16 protein-coding genes are annotated in these 14,021 nt (G+C 36.4%); 1 reads left to right on the top strand and 15 read right to left on the bottom strand.

Annotated elements, in window-relative coordinates; all coding sequences use genetic code 11:
• Positions 1 to 93: 93 nt before the first annotated feature.
• From M1R53_RS00790 to M1R53_RS00740, 11 genes are all read right to left on the bottom strand, one after another.
• Positions 94 to 627, bottom strand: coding sequence for a cysteine hydrolase family protein (locus tag M1R53_RS00790; RefSeq protein WP_249242738.1), 534 nt, complete (start codon positions 625 to 627; stop codon positions 94 to 96).
• A 257-nt stretch (positions 628 to 884) separates the two neighbouring features.
• Positions 885 to 1,376, bottom strand: coding sequence for a methyltransferase family protein (locus M1R53_RS00785; protein WP_249242737.1), 492 nt, complete (start codon positions 1,374 to 1,376; stop codon positions 885 to 887).
• 25 nt (positions 1,377 to 1,401) lie between these two features.
• The gene (locus M1R53_RS00780) at positions 1,402 to 1,797 is read right to left on the bottom strand and encodes an HIRAN domain-containing protein (RefSeq protein ID WP_249242736.1); all 396 of its coding nucleotides are present in this window, start codon (positions 1,795 to 1,797) and stop codon (positions 1,402 to 1,404) included.
• Positions 1,790 to 2,608, bottom strand: a complete 819-nt coding sequence (locus M1R53_RS00775) for a coiled-coil domain-containing protein (protein ID WP_249242735.1) — start codon at positions 2,606 to 2,608, stop codon at positions 1,790 to 1,792. Before M1R53_RS00775 ends, M1R53_RS00780 begins: the two co-directional genes overlap by 8 nt.
• 91 nt (positions 2,609 to 2,699) lie before the next feature.
• A complete protein-coding gene (locus M1R53_RS00770) occupies positions 2,700 to 3,161 on the bottom strand; it encodes a hypothetical protein (RefSeq protein ID WP_249242734.1) in 462 nt (153 codons plus the stop codon).
• 102 nt (positions 3,162 to 3,263) lie between these two features.
• Complete coding sequence (locus M1R53_RS00765) at positions 3,264 to 3,893, bottom strand: 4'-phosphopantetheinyl transferase family protein (protein WP_249242733.1); 630 nt, start codon at positions 3,891 to 3,893, stop codon at positions 3,264 to 3,266.
• 13 nt (positions 3,894 to 3,906) lie between these two features.
• On the bottom strand, positions 3,907 to 5,655 hold the full coding sequence (locus M1R53_RS00760; RefSeq protein ID WP_249242732.1) for a polysaccharide deacetylase family protein: 1,749 nt from the start codon (positions 5,653 to 5,655) through the stop codon (positions 3,907 to 3,909).
• Positions 5,656 to 5,663: 8 nt separating this feature from the next.
• Positions 5,664 to 7,043 carry an MBOAT family O-acyltransferase gene (locus M1R53_RS00755; RefSeq protein ID WP_249242731.1) on the bottom strand — a complete coding sequence of 460 codons (1,380 nt, stop codon included), beginning with the start codon at positions 7,041 to 7,043 and terminating at the stop codon, positions 5,664 to 5,666.
• A 47-nt stretch (positions 7,044 to 7,090) separates the two neighbouring features.
• The gene (locus tag M1R53_RS00750; RefSeq protein ID WP_070599521.1) at positions 7,091 to 7,312 is read right to left on the bottom strand and encodes an acyl carrier protein; all 222 of its coding nucleotides are present in this window, start codon (positions 7,310 to 7,312) and stop codon (positions 7,091 to 7,093) included.
• The gene (locus tag M1R53_RS00745; RefSeq protein ID WP_249242730.1) at positions 7,309 to 8,037 is read right to left on the bottom strand and encodes a GNAT family N-acetyltransferase; all 729 of its coding nucleotides are present in this window, start codon (positions 8,035 to 8,037) and stop codon (positions 7,309 to 7,311) included. Before M1R53_RS00745 ends, M1R53_RS00750 begins: the two co-directional genes overlap by 4 nt.
• Entirely contained in the window at positions 8,018 to 9,496 is a 1,479-nt protein-coding gene (locus M1R53_RS00740; RefSeq protein WP_249242729.1) for an amino acid adenylation domain-containing protein, read from the bottom strand. The genes M1R53_RS00745 and M1R53_RS00740 overlap by 20 nt, the downstream gene beginning before the upstream one ends.
• A gap of 489 nt (positions 9,497 to 9,985) precedes the next feature.
• On the opposite strand from M1R53_RS00740, the gene hcp reads away from it, so the two are divergent.
• Complete coding sequence (gene hcp / locus M1R53_RS00735) at positions 9,986 to 11,611, top strand: hydroxylamine reductase (protein ID WP_249242728.1); 1,626 nt, start codon at positions 9,986 to 9,988, stop codon at positions 11,609 to 11,611.
• Between the two features lie 57 nt (positions 11,612 to 11,668).
• On the opposite strand, the gene M1R53_RS00730 is transcribed toward hcp, so the two are convergent.
• The 4 genes from M1R53_RS00730 to M1R53_RS00715 form a co-directional block, all read right to left on the bottom strand.
• Positions 11,669 to 12,322, bottom strand: coding sequence for a Crp/Fnr family transcriptional regulator (locus tag M1R53_RS00730; RefSeq protein ID WP_249242727.1), 654 nt, complete (start codon positions 12,320 to 12,322; stop codon positions 11,669 to 11,671).
• 142 nt (positions 12,323 to 12,464) lie between these two features.
• Positions 12,465 to 12,671 (bottom strand): helix-turn-helix transcriptional regulator, encoded by a 207-nt coding sequence (locus M1R53_RS00725; RefSeq protein ID WP_085839719.1) that lies wholly within the window; start codon positions 12,669 to 12,671, stop codon positions 12,465 to 12,467.
• 8 nt (positions 12,672 to 12,679) lie between these two features.
• Positions 12,680 to 12,997, bottom strand: a complete 318-nt coding sequence (locus tag M1R53_RS00720) for a DUF6442 family protein (RefSeq protein ID WP_249242726.1) — start codon at positions 12,995 to 12,997, stop codon at positions 12,680 to 12,682.
• A gap of 246 nt (positions 12,998 to 13,243) precedes the next feature.
• The gene (locus M1R53_RS00715; RefSeq protein WP_019214217.1) at positions 13,244 to 13,849 is read right to left on the bottom strand and encodes a CadD family cadmium resistance transporter; all 606 of its coding nucleotides are present in this window, start codon (positions 13,847 to 13,849) and stop codon (positions 13,244 to 13,246) included.
• Positions 13,850 to 14,021: the final 172 nt, after the last annotated feature.

Raw genomic sequence — 14,021 nt, 5'->3', positions numbered from 1 at the left:
TATATCACATAATATTCTTTTTAACTTATAAAAATAGATGCCAAGTACTTTTATATCTTGACATCTATCATCATGTTTCTATTTACTATAATTTCATTCTTCGCTTACGCCATTGAAGTATTCATCTGTATATAATACTTCTACTTCTCCTGACCAATTAAGAATAGAACCAATAAAATCATTTACATCTAGTCCTGGCATTTCATATATTTCCTCATCCCCAAAAGTTCCACAGGCATCCTCTACAAATACTGTTTCATAACCTCTATCAGAAGACAATATACTAATAAATAAACAACAATATTCTGTGTTAAAACCACAGATATAAACCTTTGATACTTTGTTTTCACTTAATATTTCTTGAAGATTTGTATTATGAAATGTATTACATGATGATTTTGGTATAACATAATCAGCAGCTTCTCTAAATTCATCTAACAATTCTACATCGCTGGAAGCTTTATAAAACGGACTATCGCTATCGTCCGAAAAATGTTGTGTTAAGAGTACGATATCGCCTTTACTCTTAAAATCATTTATTAACAAGCTAATATTTTTTAAAGTGTTTGAGAAATCTTTTTTCTTTAAAATTCCTTTTTGTACATCTAATACAATTAATGCGTTCATAATTGATATGACCTCCTTTTACTTATTTATATTATATAACGTTATACTCCTTATAACCTATAAAAAATGGATACCAGTTTTAAAATCAAATATTTTCATTTACTCTTCTATATTCATCGTATAAAACCTTTAAATTATAATCATTAAACTTCTCTATAGCTTTTTCCCAAAGAGGTGCCATCTCGCCAAATATGCTTATATAGTCATAATTTGCACTTATAATTTTTTGTGCCGCTTCATTTACCCGTTTTTCATTTTTATTTCTTTCTAAACCAAGGTATCACTCTATTGACACTTCTTTTATACTCTAGATATTCTTCGCCAAAATTTTGATAAAGCCACTTCTCCTCTGTATTTTTCATAAGTATTGTTAAAAACATCCATAAAACTAGTGGTACTACAAAGAGTGCTGCATTTCTCTCGCCTATGATTACTCCTGTGGATATAGCTAGAAATGCTGAATAAACTGGGTTTCTGACTATGCCATAGACACCTGTTGTAATGAGTTTACCCTCTTTTGCATTTTTATTTATTTTTGAACCGATGACTGAGGCTAACCATAGATATGCGCCTAGCGCTATAAAAATTATCTCAAGTGCAGTGAAGATCCATGTTTCGCCTATGATTTTGCCATTGACAAGTGCGCCTCTTCTATTCAAAACGACTGAGATAACAGTGACTAAAACTGTTGTTATCACAAAAATCGGTCCAACGCCAAAAACTGGCATACTTTTTTCTGTATCTTTCATTTTAATCCTCCTTATTTTATGTATGCTAGTCTTTTAAATATATGTCTATCTCAATCCTAAGCCATTCATCAACGGTCTCTTTATCCTTAATCCTTGCGTAAAGCTCTTTGCCAGCGTCCATAAGCCTTGAGAATACTGCGTTATCGCCTCTTGGCACATAACCAATCTTTTCTTTTTGAAGTGTTTCTACGCGTATGGCCTTTTCATCATGAGGATTGTCTTCTCTGAAAAATAATAATTTATCGTCAATATTCAAATGCTTTTCTATATCGAAAATATTGTCAATGTGCGTTGTTCCTGCGACATGCGTGGTAAATAGATATATTTCGCGCTCGAATGGCTTTGGCACCACAAGACCGCCTGTGCCATGCAAAACACCTAAAAGGCCGCCGCCATCATCTTTTTTAACTAAATCACTCATCTTTCTCCTCCAATAGTTTTGCTATAGCCTCATCTAAATCCTTTATTGCATTTTCATAATCTTTTATCGATTCATTAAGCTCATCCTGTTTTTTCTTCATAAGAGCATCATCATCAAGATAAATCTTAAGTGTATATGGGAAGCGGCTCTTGATCTCATCCATGTTCTTTTTAATATTTTCAATAAGCTTTTCAAGACGAGCCTTTTCCTCAGCCATATCCAAGAGTGTTTTTAGCTTAGTGTCATCATCTTTTTTCTCTTCATCAGCTCCAGAAACTACATAGATAAGCTTCATGCTAGCGACGTCACCCGCTTTATACGCTTCGACCGCTCTTACAAAAAGTTCTTTCTCAGCCTCAGTTACTTCTGGATTAAGGTCTGGATGGAGCTTTTTAACGACTTTTCTGTACATATCCTTAAGGTCTTCGCTCTCGACATCAGATAAAAATTCGCCCTCGCTTCTCTTGATTGACTCGTTCACTTCGTTTAGCTTTTCTTCAAGATCTTCCTTATATTTTTCAAACTCTTTGTCAAGAATCTCGTCTATCTCTATAACACTGACTTTTTCCTCTCTATAGACCTTCGCTTGAATGAGCTCCTTTTTTCTTTTTAGTCTTTGATAATTAAGGCTTAATTCATACAGTTTGTATTCAAGATATCCTGCCTTAAGCATGTATCTCATCTTGATGTTTGGACAAGTTGTGTATATTAAATTGTCGCGCTCCTCAACGAGCCTTACAAGCTCATTTCTAAGCGCCTTTATATCGTCCTTTAGTTCAATTTTGCCCTTGAACTCCATAATCTCCGCCATAGTCCACCTCTTTAGTTAATTATATCACTAGAGATAATAATTTTCAAGGCAAAGAAAAGCTCTCTACTTAATAAGTAAAGAGCCAAATTTTTTATTCAATACTATTTAGTCCATCATAAAGCTCATTGAAGGACTTAATCTTACTCATCCTTCCGTATGAAAGCTCTTTGTTCTCGCCAAACTCATAAAGGAAGCACTTTGCGAGCTCTTCGATTGTCACCTCAAGCGCTGTGAAAAACTCTTGATAAGCAAAGTTTTGTGCCTTGCTCCCTTCGTCAAACATATTTATAATCACCGATTCACAAACTTGATCCAAGGGATACATTTTTATGTGCATTAGCTCATGAACTATGGTTTCTTCGATGTTCTCGTCTTTTGGATTTACTGCGTTTAGCATAAGCACCGCCTTTTTGTCTGTCGGGTCTATCTTGAAATCGCCCGTCTTTTTCCATTCAGGATCTTCGACAAACTCAAGCCTTATGTCCCACTCAGGCACTATACGCAGTTTTTTTGTGTATTTATCAAATAATTCTTTTACTTTTTTTCTGTCCATAATTTACCTTCTTTTTTATTTCCCTTTTAATTGTTTTTTATCTAAACGTGTAGAATTACACACGGTTAAATTTTTTTCTAAACCTATCGATTTCGAGAGGTTTTATTTTTTATTCATAACTATGCTAATGGTATAGCCGCCACTCTTAATCACTTCTGCTTTAATTAGTTCGCCATCGTCAATCACTATGGCATCATTAACTTTCCTTACGCTAATCTTCCCTGCATCTTTATGAAAGCCTTTGCCGATGTATTTTAGATAGGCTTCAAGGGCTGTGAAGCGCATAAGAAATTCTTCTTTATTATTATAAGCGCCCCCATCGAAGTTCAAAAATTTTGTTCTTTTAAACTTTTCTAAATCAATATCGCGGCCATTATCTTCTATATCTACTCCAATTGCTTCACTTGCCACTCCCACAACTGAAAATTCTGTGCTATGTGAGATGCTAAAGTCTTTGTCCCAGCCAGCTATATATGGCTTGCCATATTCATTTAGCTGCCAAATAGGATCCGCTTCACTATTTTCTAGTGAAAAAAGCATATTGACTAGGCCTCTCGTCTTTATAAAGCGGATTTTTTCTCTCTCGTCTTTGATCTTTTGTAAATTTTCTAAATTAGCTTGGCTTAAGTGCTTTTGAAAATCATCTATATTTACTAAATCCATGGACAATTTGAAAATTACTGGCTCAGCCAAATTTACATTGCTTAAATCTTTTGGTGAAGTGAGTTCCATTAGCCTAAATCTTTTACTCGTATTCACTAATATCTGTTTTTTCATCTATATTGATTCTCTTAAGCTTTTTAAGCGTTTCAGGAAGTCCCTTTACGATGTAATTTTTGCCCGGCTTAACGCCTAAAGTGACTTTGTAGCCGACTTCTTCAGCAATCAGCTCGCTTAGACCGTCGAAGTCACCCTCTGGATAAGCAAATACCAGTGGTTCGCCGTCCGCAAATTCTTTATAAAGCGCCTTGTACTTGGCAGTATCCTCTTTAAAGGCTTTGACATAAGTATCTTCGCTCTCGCCCGGAAGTCTCTTCGCAGTCCTTCTGAACGTGTATTTATCACTAGGATATGCCTGATGCATCCAGTATGTGTGTGAGCCAAACTCAATCACATCTGACATCTCTTTTGCCTCGGCCGCGCTAAAGTGCTCGTAGATATCTTTATCTGTATCTGGATATTTATTTAGCCCCATGGTCTTGCCAACTGGGAATATTGTCGCTTTCAAGCCATATTTTTTTAATAATGGATAGGCTTCGGTGTAGTTTGATCTATAACCATCGTCAAAGGTGATAATGCAAAACTTTTGAGGGAGATCTGCATCGCCATTAACATAGTTATATAAATCTCTAAATGAGACTGTGGCAATATTATTTTCTTTTAAATATTTCAAAACGCTCTCAAACTTTTCTTTTGTGATGATGTAAGCGTTTTTCGGATCCTTGTCTATGTGGTGCAGCTCGAAGATGTAAAACTCTCTCGCATCTGGCTTTGCATCTGTATATAGAGGCACCTCTACCTTGTCTACGTAGCGACCAAAGTCCTTGCGACCAGCGTAGATGGTCTCGAGCATCATCTTGCCAAGGGCGTTTCTGAAGTGAGCTGGGTCGTAGAAAAATCTCGGATCGTTCTCGTACTCAGTTCCTGTGAAGTCCCAGAAAGGGCTGATCTCTGCGAGTCCCTTGTAGTAGCTCTCGACCTCTGCTTTGTCATATCTCGCCAACTCGTCCTTATACATAGGGCATAAAAACATGGTTAGCTCGACTCCAGCATCGTCGCAGGCTTTTTTCATGCGGCGAATTGCTTCAAGCGCATCATTTGCATGAGCCATCTTAAGCTTAGTGTAGTCCTTATTAAAGCCTTTCTCTGCCTTGTAATCCTCCTCACTACCGATGTACTCGATGTCCCTTTGGCTCTTGTCGTAAGAACCATCAAGGCTGAAGACGTCGAAGCTCTCTTGAACGAGCGATCTCTTGCCCATGGCTTTAAATTTTTCAATCGCATTTCTTGGATTAGCAAAAAGATATTTTAAATAAAACAAAATTTTGCTCTCGCCAGAAACATCTGGATTCATGTAGTAGTTTAGTGAAGTCCTCTCTACGTTGTACCTAAGCGCCGATGGTATCGAAAGCGGCAGTATTACTGACTCCACCTCATAATTTTTCAAAATATAATTTAAATTCTTTTCAACAACATAAAGGTCCGCGCCATAAGAAAATAGATTAAAATACTTTTTGCCAGTATATTTCTCAAGCTCAGCTGTTGGAATGGATGAAGCGCCACTTGCGCCCAAAATGAAATTCTTGTAATCTTTTCCCTTGATGTACTCAATCTTGGCTGTTCTTGGGTTTTGTGTAAAATCATAAGTATACCACTTAGTAAATCTATCACCAAAGACATTAAATGGGTCAGCCACCACATTTAAAATAGCTACAATCACAGCAAGGATTAAGATGCATACAAAAAATATTGTGATGAATTTTTTCTCTTTCATATAATCACCTAATAATTTCTATAGATAAAGTCTACTTTTGTAAAGCCGCTCGCAAATACGCCAAAGTATGCGACAAAGGCCATAAATATAAGTAGTCCTGTGAATAAATAGATTGGTTTTAGCTTAAGAACTTTCTCTTTAACGTCGATTTCTTTCTCTTCAGCGAGTGAAACGATGAAGACTATGATAAGCGAAATAAGTATAACGGCGTAATCAAGCCTGCTTAGACCAGTCGCTGCGTGTCTGAAGCCTCTATCGACAAGGGTTTTCTTCATCATGTGAAGCGCTGTCCTAAGGCCAGCAGATCTTGTAAAGTACCTGCCTACAAAGACTATCATAAGCGTTGAAAATATTTTCGTTATTCTATAAGTAAGTGATGTATCTTTTAAGCCAATCTTGTTTCTGAAGGCTTTAAATCTATCTTCAAAAATTAGTCCCAAACTAATTATAGTACCGTTATATAGACCGAAGGCCAAAAAGTTTAGACCAGCGCCATGCCATATACCTATGATGAAGTAAACAACAAAGCTTGCTATGCTTAGTGTTAAGTACTTACCAAATTTGCGGCCAAGGTGCTTTCTTGACTGTTTGTTGATAAAGACGAAGGCCTTTGATAGCGATAAACTGTAGAAAACGTAGTCTTTCATCCACGAGCCAAGGCTTGTGTGCCAGCGTCTCCAAAAATCCGCAAGGCTTGTCGCGAAGAATGGCCTTTTGAAGTTTCGGTCGAGCTTCACGCCAAATAAATAGGCTGCGCCTCTTGCGACGTCGATACCGCCTGAGAAATCACAGTAAATTTGAATTGAATAAAATATAATTGCAATAAAAACGAAAATGCCCGAATATAAATCTGGCTCAGTAAAAACTTTATTCACAAAAACCGCTGCCCTATCGGCAATGACAAGCTTTTTAAAGAAGCCATAAAGTATGAGCATAAGACCATAAGAAATGTCTGTGGCACTACTATCATCATTGTAAAGGCCATGGGATATATCATCGTAGCGCGAAATAGGTCCTTGCATCATTTGCGGGAAGAATGAAACGAAGAGCGAGTATTTGAAAATGTTTTTTTGCGCTTCGTACTTTGCTCTGTAAACGTCAATCACATAGCCAGTCGCCATGAAGATGTAAAAGGAAATGCCAAGCGGAATGAAGTTCTCGAAGATATTGACACTCGTGAACTTAACTAGGCTTAGCATGCCAAAATTTAAGATGAGTGCAAGAGTCAAAACGAGCTTATTCTTATGCTTTTCTAGATAAATGGCAGAAAAATAAGTGCTTAAAATTACAAAGATTAAGTAGACAAAGGCCTTTACACTAAAGCTTGCATAATAAGCTAAAGAGATGAGTAAAAGCGCCTGCCACTTGTACTTAGTAGCTTTAAACACAATAAAGGAACATAGTAAAAATACTATGAAAGTGAAGCTTGTAAAACTCATTGCAATGATTTAATTAGTTTCTCTATCGCCAAAACGTTTGCGAAATTTTCTGGCAATAGCTCGGAAACTTGTATTTTAACGCCAAAAGCGTCGTTTAATTCTATGACTAAAGTCACTATGTCGAAAGAGTCAAGTATGCCTTCTTCGATGATTTCAGTTGTGTCCTCAACCGCTTCACCAGTGACGTCTTCGATGATTTCTTTTATTTTTTCTTTCATTGGTTTTCCCTCCAAATATATACGTAGGACCTAAGCCCGTCCTCTTTAAAGCCATATTTATGGTATAGTTTTATCGCTCTCGAGCCTTCATCTGTCCACACATTGACGCGTTTTTTCTTAGAAACGCATCCAAGATAATGGCGCAAGATCTCTGTGCCAAGTCCCTCGTCCCTCTTAGCTGGGTCTATGTAGAAGTGCTCGATACTGTCCTTAAACGCATCCGTGCTAAACTCGATAAAACCAGCGCCGTCAATGCCTATGAAAAGTTTTTTCGCTATACGCTCCTTAACCTCATCCATGCTAAGCCTTTCGCCTGAGTATTCATCAAAGCTTTGTAACGCACCATAAATAAATTCTGCGTCGTCAATGTACTTAACTCGCTTTGATTCATAAGGCTCCTTATGATTTAGGCGCAGTCTCACTCTTGTCTTGTATAGCTCAAAGCCAATATTTTCAAGCGTCTCATCCATTTGTTTAGAAACGATTTCGCTCACAAAAGTGCCTTTCGCATCAAATTTTTCATTGATATCATTTATATAATAATAAAGCTTGTAATAGCCTTCTCTTTTGATTAGGACATAGAAATTCCTATCGCCTTTTATGTAGTAGAGCCTAGCTATATTGGCTTCATATAGCGAAGTATTCATGTAATCGTTTGTGATGGAGCCCTCATAAGATTTTAAAATCTCAAGCTCCTCTACTCTATTAAACTTCTCCACTCTCATAAATTTCTAAAAGCCTCTTCTTATCAATCTTAGTGTTTTGCGTCTTAGGAAGAGCATCCATGTGCACAAACTTCGATGGAAGCATGTACTTTGGCAGCCTTTCAAGTATAAAGTCCTTAAACTCCTTCCTCGAAAATTCCTTTCCAGAGTAAAACAAAATTATGATTTCATTTTCTTTATCAAAAACAGCGCTCGCCTCGTGTATGCCCATAGCGTAGACCTGTCTTTCTATCTCGTCTAGCTCGATTCTGTGGCCAAAGACCTTAACCTGATTGTCCTTCCTTGCCAAAAATTCTATCTCGCCAAACTTATTTCTTCTAACAAAGTCGCCGCTCCTGTAAACAATCTCTCTATAAGCCTTGTTTAGTGGGTTTTGCACGAAGGCTTTCTCAGTTTGATCAAGCTTATTGTAGTAGCCATAAGAAACGCCTCTACCCCTGATAACAAGCTCGCCCTCGTCAGCTTCCTTGTCGCCATCAAGTATCATGACCTCCATATTCTCACAAGCCTTGCCAATGGGGATGATCTCATCATCTTGAAAATCCCTATCAACCTTGTAATAGCAGCAGTCGCAAGTCGCTTCAGTCGGTCCATATAGGTTAAAGTACTCAGCCTCTGCAGCTTTGCGCCAGATGTTCAGCTTTTGCGCGCTCATTTGCTCGCCAGCAAAAGTGACTAGCCTTAAGTATTTTGGTTTATCTATATCAAAAACATTTGAATTTGCAAGAATATTAAGCGCCGACACCGACCATAGTATAGCCGTAATTTTATTTTCGTTTAAGTATTCAATTACCTTGACTGGAAATAAAAAGTCCTTCGGACCCATTAAGTATAAAGTCGCTCCAGTCTTCGTAAATAGGCAAAGCTCCTTAAGCGACGCATCAAAAAAGAGCGGCGTTTGATTTGCAAGCCTATCGTTTTCGTTTATTTTCAAAGTCTTCTCTAGCCAATCTTGTAAGTCCACGAGCATGAAATTACTGATAACAACGCCCTTTGGCTCGCCAGTTGTACCAGATGTGAATAAAACATAAACAGGGTCCGCGTCTATCATCTTAGCTCTAATCGCTTCAAGAGCCGCCTCGTCACAGCCATAATCATGCTTATAATCATATTGAAGAGCATAATCTTCGAAAATATTCTTCGTATGATAAATGCCTAAAGTGCTCTCAAGACGCTTTTTGATAGTCTCAATCCTCTCACGAGGCATAGCGGCATCGATGGGCACGTAAAAGTTGCCGCTGTAAAGAACCGCGAAGAAAGAGATTATAGTCTCAAGTAGCCTGTCAGTCTCAACCATGATGGGACGCTTCGTTTGTGGATGAATTTTATGTATCTCACTTGCAAGACTAATAGCCCTCGCGCGAAGCTCACTAAAAGTGATGGACTTCTCTTTGTCAACGATGGCTACTTTGTCAGGATATTCACTTGTTATACGGTCTAGTTGATCGATGAATAGCATATTACACCTCATAATTATAGTACCACAAGATGTGATGATTGTCAATAATTAGAACTTTCGCGCTCGATCTAATCAATAGTGAGAAAAGTGATTTTCACGAGCGCAGCCTTCGGAAAAAACTGTTTTAATTTCTTTGCGAAGTGAGCCGCCCGTGAGACCATCTAGCTGAGCGAAGCGAACGGATATGGGCTCACAGGTGAACAAGCTTAGAAATTATCAGTTTTTGTAGACGAGCAAGCGAAGGAAAACACTTTTCGATGTGCAAAAGTTAGTTTTGATCTGATAAAAACCAATTACATAGTTTTTTCAAAATCAATTTTTTGCTTTGCTAGATAATTAGAAGAAAAAATTCAAGCACAAAAAGATATTAATATTTTATAAGTATTATTCTAAAATTTTTTTATAGTGTAAGATATGTTACAGAAAGAAGACTTTCTTAAGTATACAATATAGACAAAATAGAAAATGAAAAATTAAAGGAGGAAAATTATGTTTTGTTACCAATGTCAAGAAACTTTAAACAACAAAGGCTGCACTAAGGCTGGTGTCTGCGGTAAAAAGGCGGATGTTGCCAGCGCGCAAGACCTACTTGTTTATACTACTAAACTACTTTGTGATGTTTTAAATAATCTTAGAGGTGAAAACTACACTATAGATAAAAAGTACAATCACATGGTTACTTACAACATGTTCATCACCATTACCAATGCAAATTTTGACTTAGACATGATACTTGATCAAGTCGTAAAAACTATTGAAGCTAAGGATGAACTACTAGCTAAATTAAATGATAAATCTAAGCTACGCAAGCTAAGTCTTTACTCTGACAAGGACAGAGCTAAGCTTATGGCTTTAGCAGAAATAGTCGGTGTTTTAGTAACTAAAGATGAAGATCAAAGATCACTAAAGGAGCTAGCAACATACGGTATCAAGGGTATGAGTGCGTATATGAAGCACGCTAACACTCTTAATTATGATGATGAAAGTATTGATATCTTTATCCAAGAAACACTTGCAAGATTTATAGATGTAGAAATTCCAATTGACGAGCTATATGAAACAGTATTGAAAACTGGTGAATACGGCGTTAAGGCCATGGCTCTGCTTGATAAGGCAAACACTGAAACTTATGGTAACCCAGAGATCACAAAAGTTAATATCGGCGTTAGTGATAAGCCTGGTATACTTATATCCGGCCACGACTTAAAGGATATTGAGATGCTTTTAGAGCAAACAGAAGGAAGCGGTGTTGATGTTTACACTCACTCAGAGATGCTACCTGCACACTACTATCCGAAGTTTAAAAAGTACAAGCACTTCATAGGTAATTATGGCAATAGCTGGTGGATGCAAAAAGAAGAGTTTGAAAAGTTTAATGGACCAGTACTATTTACGACTAACTGCATAGTGCCACCAAAAACTGATTATATAGATAGGATATACACAACAGGAGCCGCTGGCTTCCCAGGATGCAAGCACATCGTAGCTGATGAAAACGGTCACAAAGATTTTACAGAAATCATTGAACACGCTAAAAAATGCAAGGCGCCTGTTCAAATCGAAGAAGGCGAACTAGTAGGTGGCTTTGCACACAATCAAGTTCTTGCACTTAAAGACAAAGTTGTAGATGCAGTTAAATCAGGAGCAATCAAAAGATTTGTTGTCATGGGCGGCTGCGATGGAAGACAAAAAGGAAGAAGCTACTACACAGAATTTGCAGAAAAACTTCCAAAGGATACTGTAATACTAACTGCTGGCTGCGCAAAATATCGCTACAACAAGCTTAATCTCGGAGACATAGCAGGTATACCAAGAGTATTGGATGCAGGTCAATGTAACGACTCTTACAGCTTAGCAATGATAGCGCTAGCACTTAAGGATGCCTTTGGCCTTGATGATATCAATGACTTACCTATAGTCTACAATATCGCATGGTACGAGCAAAAAGCTGTCATAGTCTTACTTGCACTGCTTTCACTTGGCGTAAAAAACATACACCTTGGACCAACACTACCAGCTTTCTTAAGCGACAATGTAGTTAATATATTAGTAGAAAAATTTGGCATAGCTCCAAACTCAAGTGTTGATGAAGATCTAGCAAAGTTCTTCGCATAAGAATATTTAACAAAAAGAAAACCATTGTTCAGATAAACTCTGTTCAATGGTTTTTTTCTATAATAAATCTTCTAGCTTTGTTCTAGAAAAATATATTTTATTATTCCTTTCTTCGATAAGCCCCTCAGCTTTCATCTGCGACAGCTCTCTTGATAGAGATGGCCTTGGTACACTTAAAAATTCTGCAAAGGCAGTCTTGTTAAATGGCAGCTTAATAAAGCCTCCCTCGTCAATAATCAGAAGGTAATTGATAATCTTGTTACGAATAGACTTAGCCGTGCATATCATAAGCTTCTTGTTTAGGTAGTAGGCTTTGTTTGCAAGTATGCTAATGATATTATTTATTATCATCTTATAATTATCTTCTTGACTTACAATAAAATCTTTCTTTATAATAAGAAGCGAAGTGTCTTTAGTAGCGCTAGCATAGTGATGCAAAGGTTCATCTATAAAAAGATACACCTCAGCAAATACAGTACCAGGCTTATCAAAGACATTGACTATAGTTTTTTTACCGCTCTGAGTGATGTTCTCAACAGTAACCTCGCCAGATAGTAAGATATAAAGCTCCTTTACATAATCACCAGCAATGAATACACTCTCTCCACGCTTAAAATTTTTCACGCTGGCCTTTGCGAAGTTTAGGTAATCTTCAATTTCTTCACTTTTCATGCCTTTAAATAGCAACGATTTTTTCAAAATATCTATCATATATCCTCCCTCGTAATCAATATAATTCATAATATTATATTAACTATATACCCATAAATACTCTCTAACACTTAAATATAAAATCTCCCTTCAAAAAACTATATTGTCTTCTGTAGGGAGATTTTACTTTAACTAAATTTGTCTAAAAATAGAAAAGATCTTCAAATTTCTTTTCTAAAGCAATGCAAAGTATCAAAGCTAACTTAGCACTTGGACAAAATTGACCAGTTTCAATTGAGCTAATAGTATTTCTTGAAACACCAACTTCGTCAGCTAACTGCTGCTGTGAATAGCCTTTTTCTTTTCTAACTTTCTTTAAATAATTTTTTAAAACTAGTTTATCATCCATGATTATCACTACTTCAATGTTATAATGTTAGCTACAAATAAGGCAATTCCTACAACCGACATAAGCAATCCCATTAACAATTGCTTTTTCTCTTTTAGTTTTGCATACATTACAAGATTTTTCGATGCCTCAATACTAAAATAAATACATAGTATTCCATAATTATAAGAATTGTAGAAAAAAGCTTCAATTCCGAATAGTATGACAGCAACAGCCAACCCGATTTGGCTAGAAACTTCACCTGCTTTTTTAAAAACGTCAAGCATCATCTCATCGTTATGTTTATACTCTTGACGACTTCTTGCTAAAATTTCATCTCTGTTCATATATGTCCTCCTTTTTTTCTTTTGCCAAGTTTACTTGGTATTTATATTGTAACATATGCCAAGTAAACTTGGCAATAGTTTTTAATAAATATTTCAGGTTTTAAAGGAGAATTTTAACACTTATTTTTAACATCCTACACAATTCTTCCTTCTCATATTTCTTTGGACAGATAAGAGAATTTTAAGTAAACAAAAAAAGACCTACTAAAGATTTCCTTTAATAGGTCTGAAATATAAAAATAACTATTAACTTGTGATTAGGGAAATGAGATAATTAATCGTTCCATTTTCAATCAATATATAGAGACCGAGTCCAATAAACACGACTGGTACAATTATTTTTTCGTACTTTTCTACAGTTTCTCCGATAGCAGAAATTGAGGCGAGATTTTGAGATAATTTGCATAGAACTAAAATACCTAACGCAAATATTACTAAACTTATACTAATCTCAATCAAACTCTTTCCTGTAAAATAGGGAATATAAATTCCTAAATTATCTCCACCCATTGCCACTGTTAAGCTTGTAAATGCTAAGATTTTTGATCCATCTCTGGTAATTTTTCCCTCGATATCTTCTTCATCAATATCTTCATCCACAAAAATTGATCTTATACCAAGACCTAGTGGAATTAGACCAAGGAGTCCGATAATCCAATCTTGTGGAATAAAATTTAAAAAGTAAGCGGCAATAAGACTAACCAGAACAAGCAGTCCTGTACCTAAATACTGTCCTGCATAAATTGATTTCAAACCTTTCTTGCCTTGACTGGCGAATAAAATAGTCAAAACAACTAAGTAGTCAATTGATGTAGAGACAAAAACTAATAAAGCGGATACTATTGTTTCCATTATTTCTCCTTTCAAAATGTTTAATTTTTTTAGACAATCAAAAATTGACTGCAAATACATTGTGCCTTGGCAGTTGCCAATGGAGACACTTGAAGAAATAACTTCACAATTTTCCCACCTTTCCTTTTAATATTAGCTATAGTATACTATAACAGTCGGATTTTGTCAAGTA

The sequence above is a fragment of the Fenollaria massiliensis genome (assembly GCF_023347705.1).
GTDB lineage: Bacteria > Bacillota > Clostridia > Tissierellales > Peptoniphilaceae > Fenollaria > Fenollaria massiliensis.
This window is presented reverse-complemented; position numbering and strand designations above follow the sequence as displayed.

What these genes read in the sequence shown, in the direction of transcription:
- M1R53_RS00790 (WP_249242738.1), bottom strand. Translation starts at nt 627, where the DNA reads ATGAACGCATTAATTGTATTAGATGTACAAAAAGGAATTTTAAAGAAA.
- M1R53_RS00785 (WP_249242737.1), bottom strand. Translation starts at nt 1,376, where the DNA reads ATGAAAGATACAGAAAAAAGTATGCCAGTTTTTGGCGTTGGACCGATT.
- M1R53_RS00780 (WP_249242736.1), bottom strand. Translation starts at nt 1,797, where the DNA reads ATGAGTGATTTAGTTAAAAAAGATGATGGCGGCGGCCTTTTAGGTGTT.
- M1R53_RS00775 (WP_249242735.1), bottom strand. Translation starts at nt 2,608, where the DNA reads ATGGCGGAGATTATGGAGTTCAAGGGCAAAATTGAACTAAAGGACGAT.
- M1R53_RS00770 (WP_249242734.1), bottom strand. Translation starts at nt 3,161, where the DNA reads ATGGACAGAAAAAAAGTAAAAGAATTATTTGATAAATACACAAAAAAA.
- M1R53_RS00765 (WP_249242733.1), bottom strand. Translation starts at nt 3,893, where the DNA reads ATGGAACTCACTTCACCAAAAGATTTAAGCAATGTAAATTTGGCTGAG.
- M1R53_RS00760 (WP_249242732.1), bottom strand. Translation starts at nt 5,655, where the DNA reads ATGAAAGAGAAAAAATTCATCACAATATTTTTTGTATGCATCTTAATC.
- M1R53_RS00750 (WP_070599521.1), bottom strand. Translation starts at nt 7,312, where the DNA reads ATGAAAGAAAAAATAAAAGAAATCATCGAAGACGTCACTGGTGAAGCG.
- M1R53_RS00745 (WP_249242730.1), bottom strand. Translation starts at nt 8,037, where the DNA reads ATGAGAGTGGAGAAGTTTAATAGAGTAGAGGAGCTTGAGATTTTAAAA.
- M1R53_RS00740 (WP_249242729.1), bottom strand. Translation starts at nt 9,496, where the DNA reads ATGCTATTCATCGATCAACTAGACCGTATAACAAGTGAATATCCTGAC.
- hcp (WP_249242728.1), top strand. Translation starts at nt 9,986, where the DNA reads ATGTTTTGTTACCAATGTCAAGAAACTTTAAACAACAAAGGCTGCACT.
- M1R53_RS00730 (WP_249242727.1), bottom strand. Translation starts at nt 12,322, where the DNA reads ATGATAGATATTTTGAAAAAATCGTTGCTATTTAAAGGCATGAAAAGT.
- M1R53_RS00725 (WP_085839719.1), bottom strand. Translation starts at nt 12,671, where the DNA reads ATGGATGATAAACTAGTTTTAAAAAATTATTTAAAGAAAGTTAGAAAA.
- M1R53_RS00720 (WP_249242726.1), bottom strand. Translation starts at nt 12,997, where the DNA reads ATGAACAGAGATGAAATTTTAGCAAGAAGTCGTCAAGAGTATAAACAT.
- M1R53_RS00715 (WP_019214217.1), bottom strand. Translation starts at nt 13,849, where the DNA reads ATGGAAACAATAGTATCCGCTTTATTAGTTTTTGTCTCTACATCAATT.